At 33.4% G+C, this 17,030-nt stretch carries 8 protein-coding genes; 3 read left to right on the top strand and 5 right to left on the bottom strand.

Translation table 11 applies throughout. The features are described 5' to 3' along the window. Window positions 1-27: 27 nt before the first annotated feature. Entirely contained in the window at window positions 28-576 is a 549-nt protein-coding gene (sigZ, locus tag QL232_RS01955; protein ID WP_281612845.1) for an RNA polymerase sigma factor SigZ, read from the bottom strand. A 216-nt stretch (window positions 577-792) separates the two neighbouring features. Here sigZ and QL232_RS01950 point away from each other — a divergent pair, with 216 nt between their 5' ends. Beyond that, entirely contained in the window at window positions 793-6,195 is a 5,403-nt protein-coding gene (locus QL232_RS01950; RefSeq protein ID WP_281612844.1) for a leucine-rich repeat protein, read from the top strand. 111 nt (window positions 6,196-6,306) lie between these two features. On the opposite strand, the gene QL232_RS01945 is transcribed toward QL232_RS01950, so the two are convergent. Continuing rightward, window positions 6,307-10,296 carry a T9SS type A sorting domain-containing protein gene (locus QL232_RS01945; RefSeq protein ID WP_281612843.1) on the bottom strand — a complete coding sequence of 1,330 codons (3,990 nt, stop codon included), beginning with the start codon at window positions 10,294-10,296 and terminating at the stop codon, window positions 6,307-6,309. A 182-nt stretch (window positions 10,297-10,478) separates the two neighbouring features. Here QL232_RS01945 and QL232_RS01940 point away from each other — a divergent pair, with 182 nt between their 5' ends. Beyond that, window positions 10,479-10,976, top strand: a complete 498-nt coding sequence (locus QL232_RS01940; RefSeq protein ID WP_281612842.1) for a hypothetical protein — start codon at window positions 10,479-10,481, stop codon at window positions 10,974-10,976. Here the strand turns inward: QL232_RS01940 and QL232_RS01935 are convergent. From QL232_RS01935 to QL232_RS01925, 3 genes are all read right to left on the bottom strand, one after another. Then, complete coding sequence (locus QL232_RS01935; protein WP_281612841.1) at window positions 10,973-12,646, bottom strand: hypothetical protein; 1,674 nt, start codon at window positions 12,644-12,646, stop codon at window positions 10,973-10,975. The two genes, QL232_RS01940 and QL232_RS01935, sit on opposite strands and share 4 nt — an antisense overlap. Before the next feature lie 384 nt (window positions 12,647-13,030). Then, complete coding sequence (locus tag QL232_RS01930) at window positions 13,031-14,281, bottom strand: hypothetical protein (RefSeq protein ID WP_281612840.1); 1,251 nt, start codon at window positions 14,279-14,281, stop codon at window positions 13,031-13,033. A 21-nt stretch (window positions 14,282-14,302) separates the two neighbouring features. Then, window positions 14,303-14,890: a hypothetical protein gene (locus QL232_RS01925; RefSeq protein WP_281612839.1), complete on the bottom strand. Its 588-nt coding sequence runs from the start codon at window positions 14,888-14,890 to the stop codon at window positions 14,303-14,305. 742 nt (window positions 14,891-15,632) lie between these two features. Between QL232_RS01925 and QL232_RS01920 the strand changes: the two genes are divergently transcribed. Further along, on the top strand, window positions 15,633-17,030 hold the full coding sequence (locus QL232_RS01920; RefSeq protein WP_281612838.1) for a TolC family protein: 1,398 nt from the start codon (window positions 15,633-15,635) through the stop codon (window positions 17,028-17,030).

Genomic DNA, 17,030 nt, shown 5'->3' with positions numbered 1-17,030 from the left:
GGCGTAAAAAAAAGACGCAAAATAAGTTTAGTCACATTGATTAAATGGGTCTTTTGGTTTGCAATCTATAACACCACCGTATACATCAGTGGTTATATCACAACATTTATCAAACGTTTCTTTAAGCAATTTTCGACCTCTTTGTACTCTAGATTTAGCACCTGAATAAGAAATTTGAAGTTTCTCTGCTAAATCTTTTTGTGATATATTTTCTATGTCTGATAACACTAAGGCCTCTTTGTATTTTTGGGGTAAAACATTAATCATTGGGTGAACATAATTGATGATTTCATCTAAATATTCATCTTCCAATACTTCGTTTTCCTCCACAAGTTCATTGGCAGGTAATTGAATTTTATTTTGTCTGAAATAGGAAACAATCTCATTTCTTGTGATCTGAAAAATCCATGCAACAAGTTTGTCCTTATCTTTTAGTGTATCGATTTTTGAGAACACTTTAATAAAGACTTCCTGAACAATATCTTGAGATAAATCGTCGTCATGAACTTTACTATTGACAAAGTTCAATAAACGCTCATGCATTTCATTCCAAACAATCAGCAGTTCCTTTTCCATAGACAAAATGATCTTGATGTACTTTATTTAAACGTAAAGGTAGAGATTAAGGATGATTAGTGCTGTTAAGAAATTTAAGTACTGACCTTCTGTTATTTATTCTCTTATTGATGATGAGTGTATTACAGATAACATTACTGTTGTGTTTGTTTTTAAAAAATGAAAAAATATCTAAATTGCTATTAAAATCTATATTAAAGCAAACTTCTATTACGGATGTACAGACTACCACTTCTTCTACTAATTTTCCTTAGTACGTTTACGTCTATTACTCAAGCTCAGCATGTCTTGGAAGACGATGATGTAATTGTGGAAAATGGTATCTTATTAAAATCTTCATACGTCTATGGAGATATTATTATTCCTAGAATTTTAGACAACCAAGAAATTATTGAGATTGGTGAGAAAGCCTTCTTAAGAAAAATAGACGAGGAAACATTTTTATTCAATCGGTCAGAGTTTATAAGAAGTGTCGTGATTCCTCCAACGGTAAAAGTGATAGGAAAACAGGCGTTCGAAAAACATCGAATCCACTCGGTTATTATCCCAGAATCTGTAGAAATTATTGGGGATGGAGCATTTGCTAGAAACTACTTAACTGCAGTTCAATTACCAGAAGGTTTAGATTCTTTGGGGGAGGGGGTTTTCTATGATAATCAACTAAAAGAAATAACGATTCCTTCTTCAGTGACAAAAATTGGAGATGAATGTTTTAGGAGAAATGAACTTGAAAATGTAGCATTTAATGGGCAGTTGAATAGAGTTCCTAAAGGATTATTTAGAGAAAACCAACTTACTGAGATGGTTTTGAAAGAGGTATATAATGATAGTATTCCTGAATATTCTTTTAGAAGTAATTTCCTGACTGAAGTTGATTTTGAAGGAATAAGTTATATCGGGGAAAATGCATTTAGTTATAACTCATTTTCTTCCCTTCAGATACCTGCTGATGTAGAACTATACAAGAATCCATTTGAAGATAATCGATCACTTGAAGAAGTCGTTTTCTTAGAAGGTTGGAAAGTATTGCCCGATGCTTATTTCAAAGGTTTTGAATCCATTAAAAAGGTTGTAATACCCGAAGGGGTAACTAAAATTGGAGATAATATCTTTGAAGGAAATGTAATTGAAGAAGTGAACCTACCTTCAACCTTAGAAGTCATAGGAGAAAGAGCTTTTTACGAAAATCAGCTAAAAAGTATAACATTACCAGCTTCATTAGATAGTGTAAAAAGTAATGCTTTTTGGAAAAATCAGATAGTAGAGTTGAACATTGAGACCAACCATATTTACTTTGGTGATCGTTCATTTTATGGGAATCAGATAGCTGCTTTGGCGTTAAAGGACAAGGAAGTAGAGTTAGGGGAAGCAGCTTTTGCAGAAAATGAAATTAAAGTACTTACTATTGGTGATAAAATTAATTACATCTCAGAAAGTTGTTTCGAGAATAACAAAATACAAGCTTTAGACCTGAGTGATTTTACAGGAACATTAGGTGAAGAGGCATTTTATCGAAATGAAATAAGTGTTTTACACTTGCCTTCGACATTAGTGGAAATTTCGGAGGAATGTTTTGCGAGTAATAGACTAACAGAAATTACTTTTCCTGAAAATATAGAAGTGATAGGGGAAAGAAGCTTTGCGTCAAATCTATTAAGTGAGAACACCCTCAACTTCAATGAAAAAGTGCGAGAGATTAAAAGTAGTGCATTTAGTAATAATGAATTCTTATCATTCATTTTGCCTCACTCTGCTACAGAAGGAAAACTATGGTATACGAGTAGTTATGCTTTTCCTCCAGGTATGCGAACGCCATCTTTGACAGTAACTTATAGCTATAGAGAATCAGTAGAAGAACGCCCCCCAATCGACACCTCAGTTCCATATACATTAACAGATGCAGATGTTGAAATAGTCAATGGACGTTTGGTGACAGTCTACCCAGATTTAACCGATGTACAGTTAATTATACCTGAAATACTACAGGATCAAGAAGTCAAAATATTAGGGGAGAATGTTTTACGTAATAAGCATTTAGTAAGTATAGAGCTTCCAAATACAGTGACGATTTTAGAAAAGTGGTCATTACAGTATAATAATTTCACTTCTGTGATACTCCCCGAGAGTTTAGAAGAAATACACGAAGGTGTTTTTGGAAGCAGTTTGTACGAAGGATTTCACTTGCCTTCACCTTCAGCCTTAAAAAGAATTGATAAAAATATTTTCATGTATAATAGTCAATTGAAGTCATTACCCATGCCTGAACCATTAGACGGGACGAGTATTTGGTTGGAAGTGGAAACAGGGAAGATTTATGAACCTTTAGAGGAAATTACGTACAGTGCAAACTACAATCGTTCTTATATTCTGATTGATGGGGCGAAAGATTATACACTAACATTAGATGATGTCGTTATCGATGATAATGGGGTACTTTCGAAGTTGAATAGAAAAGACTTTATGTATTATGATAGAGTTTTTCTCCCTGCCCAATTTGGAGGAATAAAAGTAACGAAGATAGGAGAAGAATTCTTTAATAATGTCAGTGCCAAATACATTGAAATATCTTCTGAATATGATACGATTTATGAACGTTCATTTAGGTACAGTAAGATCGATCAAATCAAACTACCGGAGACATTAAAAGTGATAGAAAGGGAAGCCTTTATGAACAGTAGTTTTACTTTTATTACCTTACCGTCAACACTAGTAGAAATCCAGTATGGAGCATTTAGTGGAGCAAAGTTGGAAGCAGTTGTCATACCTGAAGGGATGACTGAAATTGCTCCTAACACTTTTCAGAATAATAAAAGTTTATCGACAGTGGTATTACCCTCGGGTGTTAAAAAAATAGGTAATTATGCTTTTTATGGGTGTAATCTAGAAGAGGTTGACTTGAGCAATGTTACTGATTTTGGAGATTTTGCCTTTGCTTTGAATCATCTAAGTACTGTAATATTTAATGATCAAGTAGTTTCTTTAGGCACAGGAGTTTTTAAAAATAATAACTTTACTGAATTAGTATTCCCTGAAGGAATTAACCGTATACCGACAGAATTTCTTAGGGGCAATAAGATCGAAAAACTGACTTTACCACTTTCCATACAAGAAGTAGGTAATTATGCTTTCCAAGGGAATAGTATCAATGAAATTCTTTATAAGAACAACGATATTCTTTTGGGCGATGGTGTATTTATGGATAATGAATTGGAAGTCCTCTATTTACCAACAAATTTGAAAAAAATCAGTAGTGAGCTTTTTCAAGGAAACAAGATTTCAGGGACGATCACGATACCAAGTTTTGTGAAAAATATTGGAGATTTTGCCTTTAAGGATAATGAAATTGCCTTTATAGATTTCAATGAAGGGTTACTTTCTATTGGTGAAAAGGCATTTTATGGAAATGCTTATGATACGATCGAACTTCCCAATTCATTGGTACATATTAAAAGTAAAGCATTTAATGAATTGAGTTACTCAACTTCACATCCATGGGTACCTTTTCACCTACCTGAGCATCCAACATACGAAGGTTATTGGAAGGCAGGGAGCTATACTTATACTAAAGGAGAGTATCAAGCGAAGCCTTATTTAGAATATACCTTTATAGTGGAAGACACAATTACATTAGATGAAAATCATATGATGATAGAAAATAATGTGATTGTAGAGTACTTCTCTAATAAGAGTATTCAACACATCATAATCCCTGATGAGTTAAATGGGCAACCTGTTGAAGGTATTGGTGATTATGTCTTCAGTAGCTTAGGGATTAAATCATTGAAATTAGGAGAAAATATAAAATCAATAGGGAAAGGAGCTTTTCGAGGAAATGATATAGAAGAGTTATACTTTCCTAACACTGTAAGAGAAATTGGTTATGAAGCATTTAGTAACAATAACCTATGGAAAGTGAAATTTGAGGAGGAAGATAGTCAGCTTATTCGATTGCAAGATAATGTGTTCGATTACAATAATATCATCGATATCAACTTACCTGAAGGATTAAAATTTTTGGAAGATGGAGTGTTTTATCATAACGATAATTTCCCTGTTATCGAATTGCCGACCACTTTGCTATATATCGGAGAATATACATTCTCAACAATGTTGTATTTACCATATCCTAGTTTATCGTCAGTGTATGGTCAATCGACAAAGTGGATAAGTTATAAGACCTATAAGAGCAATGTGTTGGATGAATTAATTAGCGAATCTGGAGATAATATTCCTTATGGTAATTTAATGTCATATCGAGATAATAAGATTCCAGAGCTACAGGTAAATCTTAATTTTCCAGAAGGTGAGGTATACTATTACGAAGTCTCAGGAGATGTCAATTTAGTTTCAAAGCTAAGAGATTCGCAATCTACAACGTTCATGGTCAACAAAGGAAACTCTTTTACTATCACTCCTAAAACCAAGGGATACGAAGTGATTCCTAGTGAGATTAATATTGAAGATATTCAAGAAAGTAAATCATTTGATTTTACGGTTGGAGGACTGAAAAAGTATCAAATTAAATATCATGTAGAAGAAGGTATCGATACGGATAAATTCCCGTCGGAATTTACGATTAATACGCCAACCTTTAATTTACCTGAAATCTCAAAAGCACACTATATTTTTGAAGGTTGGTACACAGATAAGGAATTCACAGAGAAAGTAGAAAATATTGAGCAGGGCTCTTATGATGATATCGATTTATATCCTTTACTTACACCTGTGGTATACCCTCTTACTTATCATCATATGGAAGGGGTTATCCATGAAAACCCAAAGACAGTAACTATCGCCGATTTAGGGTTAGTATTAACACCGGCAACAAAAGCAGACTTTACATTTATCAAGTGGTCCTCAAATCCAGACTTTACCGATGAAGTAGTTGCGGTAACAGAAGAGAACCTTGGCCATTTAGATTTATATGCTGAGTTCAGTGTTGACGAGTACGCGATTTACTACAGTGATCAGGAAATCTATGAAGTAAATAATCCATCAAAGTTTACAGTGTATGATTTTAATACACCATTAAATGATGCAGTGAAAATGGGGTATGATTTCTCAGGGTGGTATTTAGAAGAGCAACTAGAAAATAAAATCACAGCTATTCCTTCTGTGGGAGGAGATATTACTTTGTACCCTGAATTTACGATAGCGGAATATCATATTATTTACCATGATGAATACCGTAATGAAGATAATCCAAGGTCTTATAACATTGCTTCTGATAGTATAATTTTTGTTGAAGCGAAAAGGAATAACTACGACTTTAAAGGATGGTATAAAGACGCAACTTTCTTGGAGGAACAGCACTCAATTCCTGCAGGAAGTTATGGTGATATTGAATTATATGCCAAATGGGAATATAATTTAGTGACCAATATTGATCATCTGTTAGAAGATGAGTTGGTGGTCTATCCTAACCCGGTGTGTGACCAATTTAAGGTAACTACCACTCATCAACAGCTAACAATCTATTCTTTAGAAGGTAAACTGATAAAATCTTTTAAGGTACCACAAAGTGCTTACAATATTACAGATCTTACCCAAGGTATATACTTGATAGAGATAGTATTGGAGGATCATACAGTAGTAAGACAAAGAATAATAAAGAGGTAAAAACTTCAATAAAAAACGCCTTATGTATTTCGTTACATAAGGCGTTTTTTTGTGTATTTATCTGTAAGAGTGAAAGCCTAAAGTATATAACTTTCTTGCTACATTAACGGATTACTCTTTGATAATCTTCTGTGAATAAAGTCTTCCTTGATCATCTACAATCAATAGAATATAAACTCCAGTTTGCAGTGTTGAAATATCAATCATTACTTTCTTCTGACCATAAATTTGAGTATCAATTTCCATACTCTTTCCGCTAAGGTCTGAAAGGAATAAAGAACAGTTCGCAGTATTTATGACATCACTTTGAACGTAAATGATATGATTTGCCGGATTAGGGAAAATACTAAATTGAGTGGATGAAGTGTCTATAGCAGTTGGTGTTTCTCCATTATTTCCTCCATCAGGATTAGTTTCTTCCTCATTCGAATCACCATCTCCGCTGTTACCTTCTTCATTATTGTCACCATCTCCACTATTATCCTCTTCACTATTTTCACCACCGTTATTATCATTGTCTCCTTCATCAGTATCAGGCTTTCCTTCGTTTGGAGATTCTTCTAGGTAATAGAGGTAGGAAACCGATGTTTTAAAGCGGTCTTTAGTGGCAGCCTTTGAAAGCTCTAATTCAATTTTTGCTAATTCATTAATTTTGATAGAAGTGACGTTAAAGAAGTCTTCAATTTCAGCATGATCATTTAATGATCTGATAGCGAAACCTTTCGATCTAATAATACTCGGGAGATCATAGTACCCTGTAGTTGTTACTTCTTCAAAGAAATTATCCAAGGTTTCAGAATAATCTGAGTTTACAGTAATATAAATGGTCTCATCGAGGGGTGTGTAATTGGAGAGTACTGATGTAGAAATATGCGCTTGAAACTGTCCTTTTTTATGAATAGTAAGGTAGGGTGCTTCATAGGTAATATTATCACCCGAAAATTCAATCTGTACAGGTTCATCAGCATTTGAAAACTCTTCAGTGATTTCATAAACACCTACATGATTCGTTGTTATCAACTTTGATAGATCATAGTAGTGACCATTAATATAGGCTAACGAAAAGCTTTTAACTGTCTCAAAAGGAGAGTAATATTTGTCTCCTTCATTATAAAAACGAATTTGGTAATTACCTCGACCGATTACTTTTAAGATGTTATCTTCAATAATAGCATTACCTGAAATTACTTCAGCTTGTAAAGGAATATCATTGTCAGTTTTTAGATCTAAAGAATAGTTGCCTAAACTTTTAATATTTGGATAGGAAGTACTGAGGTCTGTTTGTTCTAACTTCGAACCATTAAGGATTGAAAGCTCCCATTCAAACTGACTGTCATATCCTGCCATTGTCATTTCATCTTCCCAAACAATATTAATGGACTGCCCTTTGAATAAAGTATAATCCAACTGTGATTGTAATGAGTTTTCATGATTAGAACTCCATCCTAATAGGTATCCACCAGTATTACAATCATCGTAGATTTCTAAATAAGTATTTAAAAAAGTATGCTTATAAGAAGAGATACGGATCGTCATATCTTGATTCGCAGTAAAGCGGTACTTTTTAATTCCTTGCTTAGGTGTGAGATGTACTCCTGCGGTAACATTAATAGTGTTTAAGCAATAAGGAGACGCATAGTTCCATGCCACAATATCACTAATCACATATTCTGTGTTTGTGAGTGTCTCAGGGTTAAATGTTCTCGTAAACTTATTGCCATAGCGATTGACTTCAACAAACTCATCATTTTTACCTTTAGAGAATTGAAAAGTCACTTTTCCTAATCTTTCATTGAGTATAATTTCATATTGATCTAGCTCTTCGTTGTACTCTAGTGGGTATGTATCCTTGTAATATAAATTATTAGTGATGTTACCAACAGCATGTATTTTCACTCCTTTGGGAGTATTTTCAGGGATATTCTTTACGATCAATTTAATATCTCGTTGTGGCTTAAAATAGGATGTTGATTGATAAGTAATATCTGTCCAGAAATCATCTTTTACCTCGCAGAAAACACTCGATTTTGTCTCCCCAAAGTTTTTGACCGTATAGCTCTTAGATGTAGCACCATCAATTGTATAATATCCATTGTATTTCCACTGATACGAGCGTCCAGGTTTATCAGATTGCACATGGATAATAATCTTATTTTGACTAATTTTTGATGAATCGATAGTAATAGGTATTCTCTCGTTATATTGATAATTATACCTTAGGTAGGTTGCATTTTCTGCAGCTGTCCTAAATTTATCTAACTCATCAAGGCTCAGTTTATTTCTATCAATATTTAAAGAAGATACCTGAGTAAGGTTGGTGAGATCGGTTTCCACATGAGAGATATAATTATTACTTAAGCTAAGAGATTTAAGATTAGAAAGTTGATTAAACTCTTTTGGAAGAACATCAAAGTTGCAATAATTGAGAACGAGGGTGTCCAAAGAGGTTAATTGTGTAATTTCTAAGGGCAACAAGCTATCTAATGAATGTGATAAATTTAGATAACTTAAGTTTGGGATTTTCTCAAAGTTTTTAGGGAGGTCACCTTCAGCATACTCCCATTCTAACTTTCTTAGTTGTGTTAATTGACTGACCTTCTCATCAAAATCAACAAATGGATTAGAGTTTAAATCAAGTTCTCTTAATGCTGTTAATTGATAGAATTCATCAGGAATTTCTGTAAGTGTACCTCTTAATATTTCCAGCTTTTCTAAACTTGTCCATTTTCCAATCCAATTGGCAAAAGAAGCATCTAACCTTTTGGGATAGTTGAGTGTTACCGTCTTTAAATTTTTCCACCCGTCTTGCTGTAGCGATAAATGATCGAAACCAGAATGCTCTATATAAATTCTAGATAATGACGATTGAGAAAGGTTGTCAAAGTTAGGAACATTTGCTAGGCTACGTACATACAATGTGGAAAGGTGCTGAAGCTGATTAGCCTCTTCGGGAATTTCCCCTTCGGTATTGTCGTCGGTTAATGAAATACTATATAAGAAAAGGCATTCAGAATAATCATCCAATCGTTGCTCTTTAAAGCTGAGGTGAGACGACCAACTAGTAGCCGGTTTATTTTCATTAAACCATTGATTAGATTCCCAATTTTTTACATTCATATTATCATATATGGCCTTTATAGCATAATAATCATCATAGTAGATATTATACTTAGTCATAGTAACAGGAATGTAGAGGTTTTCGAAAAGAGGGGCAAAATGCTCACTCTCATCTATTTCTACTCTTATATGAATATCAGAGTTTTTGCCGGAACGAGTGAGTCGAAACGCATTTCCCTCAATACTTACGTTATAATTGTTAGAAGATAACTTTAAAGGGTTTTCTGCATTAGATGTAATGTTAAGTGGGTTGAGAAGATCCTTTTTAGTAAAGATCTCTTCTTCACTATAATTTAAAGCAGGGTAGGGTTTTCCAGAGGCATGTACTCTATTGTAGATGGAAACAAGCGTATCATAGGCAGAATATTGAGCAGAGCCTTCAGTGTAGATTCTTATTTTATACGTACCCTCAGTATTGTTACTACTTAGTAGATGGTTTTCTTGGTCTAAAATAAGAGAGGTAGGCGTCTCTAGCTCATAATGAAGCTCCTCTCCCCAAAATGATTTCGAAGGAAGTTCCATTTCGCGGCCATATCTGATGACTGATTCAGGTAGTTCAACTTCATCAATTAGCTTATTGTCTTCATCATAAAATTTTAACTCCCAAGGGTAGTTCTCATTATCATAATAGGCTTTATCCCATCGTATGTAGATATATTGACTTTGATATTCGGCAATATCTGTCTTTAGATAAGACTGTCTTGTATTGAACGCATCACTATTGTAATCAATAGTACTGTAGTATGAGGTATTTTCATTATCGTAAATTCCAACGTTCGTATCAAAAGTGGTTAAACCGATGGAAGATACTTCAACAAATTTTGCTTTTCGGGGTACAAAAATAGAGTATGTTGAATGGTCTTCACCATTATAAGTAGTATTTCTTCCAAAGGTCGCTCTAGGGTATTTATTACTTCCTAAACAGGTAAAAGAAGAACTAAGTAAACACAACAATAGCGTGAAGAAGATGCTATAAATACGCATGATATCAGATGGTTAGTATAGTTTGCTTAAACTTGAATATCTTAAAAAAATCAATATCCAAAGTAAATTTCAATATATAAAACTGAAGTTACAAATTCTTTGATAGTATAAGTTGTTACAACTATATTTTTTTTAAAAGTGTCAAAAAAGTTAGCAAACTGTCAAATTAAAATCTATTCATTATGCCTTTGAAATCACTTTTAATAACATTACTATTTTTCTTTTTTTCTGAAATGGTTTGCGCCCAGAAGTTTATTGCAGTGGACAATTATGGCCGCAATAGGAGAAAAATATATGCTGGAGATCAGATAGTATTTAAGATGAAAGGCACAGAAGCAGTCTATCATGATGAAGTACACGCCGTATTGGATTCTTCATTTATTCTATTAAAGTCTATGACCCAAATCCCGATTAAAGAAATTGAGGTCATAAAGTTTCATAGACCATTTCCCAAACTAATTGCAGGAGGTACTGCACTTATTGGGGCAGGGTTTTTATTGTCTGGAGCAACTTCTAGAGACAGTGAAAATCATTATGCTAAAGACGTTGCTCTATTACAATCAGGAGCATTCTTTTTAATTTCCGCTGCTACAATACCTTTTTGGTGGAAACGCTATAGAATTGGTAAGAATGCTCAGGTACAAGTTTTAGATGTGACCATCCAAAAAACAACTAACTAGTTTTTAATAAAGTTTTTCCTCAATGTCTTTTTAAAAAGCTCATTCTCTTTATACACAGGGTTTTGATGTTGTTTGAGCCTTAACCTGATGAAATCATCGACAGAAGAAAAACGAACCATACAGTACGGAGAGCCCACTTTATTGGTATAGATTTGATGAAGCATAGGGTCTTCTAATTTTTTCAATCCCTCAATATTTTTAAACTTGAAGTTTAATTCCTTACCACTTTCTATGGTGAAGTAGCCATAAATCTCTAATCCATTTTTTGTTTGCCCATAGTAGTAGTTTTCAAAATAGTTCTGTGTTTGATCTTTCTTAAAAGTATGCTGCATCACAAAGTGTTCTTTAGAAAAACTGTATTCAATGTTATCTTCTTGATAAGGGGATATTGCTTTTGATAAATAAGTTGTATGGTATGTTTCTCTATATGAGGTAGCAATTTGTTTATCATTATGAATAGCAACACTTACACAGTTTTGGATTGAAGAACTATTATTTAATAAATAATACCCAACATAATAATCGGTATTGTCTTCCAAGAGGAATTTCTTCTCTGCGTATCTTTTGACCTTTTTATTGGGTAGAGTATAAATATCATAGACTGCAAATTTTGAAGTAGGGGTATCTCTGTCCTTTTCAAAAAACCTATAATCTGTTCTAAAATCTTGTTTCGTCACTGTTATCGTATCATTACTCATTAGGTGATGAAAAGCAAGATAAACGTAAGAATGATCAGCTTGTTCAATAAGAAGATTTTGAATGTCTTCAGAGGAGAATTTTTCAAATTTCAGAATGGTTTGCATTCCATCATAATCTCTATCTACATAATGTTGTGATAAGTAAGGTTGAGCCTCCATTATTTTAGTAGGTAGGGAAACATAGATATGTTCTTGCTTATTTCTATTTGCTTCTTCCTTTGATAGCTGAAGTTGAAGATTTGTTTCACTTTTAGAATCGATATACTTCGACTGGATGTCATAAACTTTCCGTTGTTGGGATTGATCATATGACAGATCATGGGCTTGGTAATAGTAGTCTTGCTGATAGACCCAACAGAAGTGACGTACAAATTGGGTAGACGTCAAGCCATCCGGAATCATCACATGTAAAGTATCTCCTTCTATTGTTTCAACATTGTAAAAATCGCCTATTTGATTTCCTAAAGTATCTGTAAAGAAAAGGTACCCTGTACTTTGGTAATCAGTTACCTTACTTGTTCCGATATCATTCTTGGTAATAGTACTTGTATTTTGATGATCGACAAAGCCTTTTTCTACAATCACTGTGGGTAAGTAATTATCGATAAAAACCTTTATGGTTTTGCTAATCTTTTTGGTGTGAAAAGGACTAACAGTATTGGCTTGAATCAATAATTCCTTCCATCCATCTTCTAGTTTCAATGAATTAAAAGGGATAAGATATACTCCATGATTAAAATGAAAAGCATTGGAGATAACTTGACCATGGTAAGAAATCTGAATTTCATTGATAATGACATCTTGCTCTTCAGTATTCTCTAATTGAAGTTGTAGGTTTTGCTCTCCTCTTAGGTATTCAGGACAATTAATTTGGATAGATAAGTTATTAGGGAGTATCGTTTCAGTCTCTTTTTTTCTACAGCTGAAACATCCCCAAATCATTAATAGAATAATGAAAATTCGGTATAACATAAGTGCTAATGAGATAATTTATAGTTTGCGTAAGTATTTGTGTAAAAATTAGGTAGGTCAAAACTATAGAAAAAAATAGTTTATCGGAAAATGTGTAAGTAAGCAACCTTACAAATTTATATTCTTTGTGGAAAATTGATCTATTTTAAGAATATGAAAGAGAGACTCTAGGTTTTTAGATAATTACTTGAAATGCTAAAGAAACATATAGTTTATTAATCCGTTACTTGATGACAAAAATATAGTTTAGAAGAAGGTAGTTGGGTAGTCAAAGGAATATGTTTACTTTTAGAAAGTATTTTACACATTTTGAAAATTACTGTAATGACTAAACATTTGAGCAGTCTTTACAGTAATTAATCAAGTTATACTAAGAAAAACGGACTATCCCTCATGTACAACTGTAGCATAACCTAATTCACCAAAACCTGAAACTCCTGGGTCTTCAGGGTCAAGTATTTCTTGTGGACAAAATGAAATTAAACCACCACCTTTTACGTGCTTAATATCACTCCAAATAGCGTCAAAGAAATTATCAAAGCTACTAGTGTCTACTGTAAGATCTACAAATAAACAAAGTCCAAATCCTTTTAATGAACCACCAGCTGCCAGAAAGAATCCATCTTCATCTTTGGGTGTACCATGATAAGCACCTATCAGGAATTCGACTTCAACTTCTTCAAAAGCACCTAACATTGCACCTCCTATTACACCAATTGAATAACTATCAAGATTAAATGCAATAAAAGCCATAAAACCCGCTCCAACAGGTCCAGCAATAGGTCCAGCCAATTCTATAATAAATAGAATAGAAGCTCCTTCATGAGAAGTTGATTCTAAACTTTCATCTTCTAGAAGGTTAGAATTTCCGAAAAATGATTTTACTGCATTGGTTGCTCTCAATTTATTGAGAGTAGAAGTTACATCATTTTTGAAAGCATCAGCTAATTCTTTTGCTGTCATGTCAATTTCTTCTAGCCCTTTGACAATTACATTGTTTGCATCAACTGCTAATTTGATATAAGCACTTTTATCAATAAGTTCCTCAAGTGCTTCAACAATTTTTTCTAAACCTTCTTTTAACAGTTCTAATCCTTCACTAATGTAATTTTTAATATCCTCATAAATGTGATATAATGAACTGAATGCTTTCTCAATTTCCTGACCAACCCATTCTACAACTTTACCAAATGTATTAGATACTTCTTTCCAAGCATCCTCAACCCAACCTGAAATGATTTGCCAAAAACTTAATTGCTTAGGGTCAAGTTTTGAAAGTTCATTATCAATTTTTTGAGATAACAAAGCCATTTGGTTCGCAAAATAGCCCTCCAATTTGGATATGAGGTTAGAGTTAGCCCATGTTTTGAAGTCTTGCTGTAACGAATCAGGAAGCTTCTTCCCAATTTCAACGACCATGTTTACAATATCTTGATTTGTTTTATCAGTAACCTGATCGGCAAACTTCAACGCATTTTTAGCCCAATCATTCCATGAACCATTATTCTTTAATACTTTTATTGATGAGTCAGTAAAGTCTTTTTGTATACTAGTCAAAGACTGTGATAAGTACATGTTACCTAATTGACTTGCAAGCTGTTCACTGTTAGTGATTTTCTCAGTTATTAATTCCATGATTAATAATTATTTGGGGGATTAAAAAATACTAGAAAAGAAATTTCCTACAGATTTTGCAGCACCCTCAGCCCAGTTTCCAATTGCTTTGCCTGCATCTTCAACACCCTCAGCAATCTTATCTGCAGCTTCTACAATACCATCTCGAATATCGTTAAAAACCTCATCGATATTACTCAGTAATGCATGTCCCATCACTTCAGCAAAACTCTCTTGTTCTTGAGGTGGTAAGCTCTTTCCTTTTTCAGCAATTGCATCTACCGTTTTTTCGTTTGATTTATCAGAAGCTTGGTCCAATTGTTTAAGTGTTTTCTTTTTCCATGCATTCCAATTCACGCCTGATGTATTGCCATCTTTTGGTTTTGAAGGGGTTAGAGACTGTAATATCAGTTGGTGCTGATTTTTAATTTCACTTTGAAAATCATTGTTCGAGTCAGTTACACATTGTTGAGCTGCAGCTTTTACGGTAGGAGATAAATTCTCTTTCACTAGTAACAATTCTTCAGTACTCCTACTTTGATCAAAATTTGAAGAAAGCATATCTACTTTCCACTGATCCCAATCAAAACTTGTTATTGTAGCGTTTTCTGTTTGCTTTGAACTTTCCATTATTTTAGTCATTTAATTCCTACTCTATTTAAAATAGGCTTTTCGGATATCGCCTTTATCATCAAAAATAGAAGAGTCACTGACTTGCTATTTAATTATTGATGACAAGACAAATGTCTTATAATGTTAGAATTTAATTTAGAGTAAAAACACTTGATTTTCACATTAGGTATTTATACCTAATCCGCTGTATCTGTATTTTTGAAAATATAAATTATAGCAGTTAACTTATTAATAATCAATTTGGAAGGTTATGTTATTACAGGAGTATACAATCAAGAGTATTGGTAATGAAAGGAAGGAGTATTACAAAGAAAGTATAACCTCATTATTAAGAGCTTCAATACAAGTATAGCCGTATCAAGAAACAATGGTATATTTATTTATCCAATTACGTTTGTACAATACTTAAAGCTAATCGCATTATAATTGAATCCTATGAGTTCATCTTATATGAGTAATTTAATAGACCTTATTGCATTGACCTTCATCTATACCAAATGAAATCAACTCAATTTTAATGAAAGTTAAATACCAAACAAACATTCAATCTCATTAACAGGGCCTTTTCAAATAGTCCATACTTTTTTCAAATGGACACCAAAACAACCTTTACTACGCTTTACTTTTGTAATGTTGAGAAAAGATAAATAACTAAGAATATACCGAAACAATTAAACATAAAATTATCAATCGAATGTACTTCTTAGACTACTGTAAAAGAAGTAACTAATTAAGAAAAATGATGCGAAATATATTTAAAAAATTCCAAATCAAGTGGTTTTGGATGCTGGTAATGTACACCCTTGTATTTGCTACCGTAAACACAGCATTTGGACAATCCGATTTGGATCAATTACTACAAATAGCTCAGGAAAATTCTCCATCTATAGCAGAAAAACAAGCTTTAGCGGAAGCTTCAAAAGAAGAAGTCTCCCTGGAGAAAAAGACTTTATTGCCTTCGGTAGATATTGGCTATGATGCCAATTTTGCTACTTATAATAACATTACAGGAATGAATTATCCTGGTAATAATGTACCAATTAGTGGTCCTCCATCGGACGACAATTATGGAGGTACTGTAGGTTCAGGTGTCAGTATGATGGTAAAATGGTCTCCGATTACTTTTGGAGAACGTAAAAATGCAATTGCTCACAACCAAAGTATCTATGAGAAGCAGTTGGCTAGTGTAAGTAATGAGGTACTAAGAATACAGTTTCAAGTCGCATTCTATTATTTAGAAATTGCTTCAACAAAAGAATTAATTACGACATACGAAAAAAATATTGAAAGAAATGAGTTCAATCTCACAAGAATAACAAAATTAGTTGAGAGTGGTATACGTCCTTCAGTTGATAGTCTTAAAGTGAATGCAGAATTGTCGAAATCTAAATCGCAATTATATCAATTAAAAAACTTATTGGTTAGTCAAGAAGAACAGTTAAAGGAATACTTATCGTCTGATGGAGTAAAAGAAATAACAACTAGTACTTTCTTCTTTGATCATTTGCCTTCAGTAATAAAAACTTATACAGGTACCGCTACGTTTGTACATCCAACATTAACGATCGTAACAAAAGAATTGGAAGCCAATGAAACTAGACTAACAGAAATTAAAAGAGCATGGACGCCGAAGTTAGAATTTTGGGGCACTACTTACGCAAGAGGTTCTGGGGTAGCATACGATGGAACAGTGAATCATGCAGACGGTTGGGGAATGCAGCGTTATAATTATGGAGTGGGATTACAGCTGGTTTTTCCGATCATGGATTTAGCTTCTCAAAAGACCAAAAATATACAGCAGAAAGCAGTTGTAAGAGCTTCACAAGAAAACATTAGAAAAGTAGAAAATAACCTTAAAAAACAAGAGGTAACGGCTCGAACAGGACTAAATACAGCATTGGCCATTGCCAAAGAAGTTCCAGTAGAATACGAAGCCAGTCAAGGTGCCTACTTATCCATGCAAACAAGATATGAACAAGGATTGGTGAATTACACAGAGTTGATCGAAGCTCAGTACAATCTGTTAGATGCCGAAACGAAATTGAAAAACGCTTATGCTTCTGCATGGAAATCATTATTACAGCTTGCTGTTGTGAAAGGTGATATTCAGCTATTTCTTAACCAAATAAAAAACTAA

Source organism: Flammeovirga sp. SubArs3 (assembly GCF_947387565.1).
Classification (GTDB): Bacteria; Bacteroidota; Bacteroidia; order Cytophagales; family Flammeovirgaceae; genus Flammeovirga; species Flammeovirga agarivorans.
The sequence above is the reverse complement of the archived record's forward strand: the minus strand, read 5'-3'. Positions and strand labels throughout refer to the sequence as shown.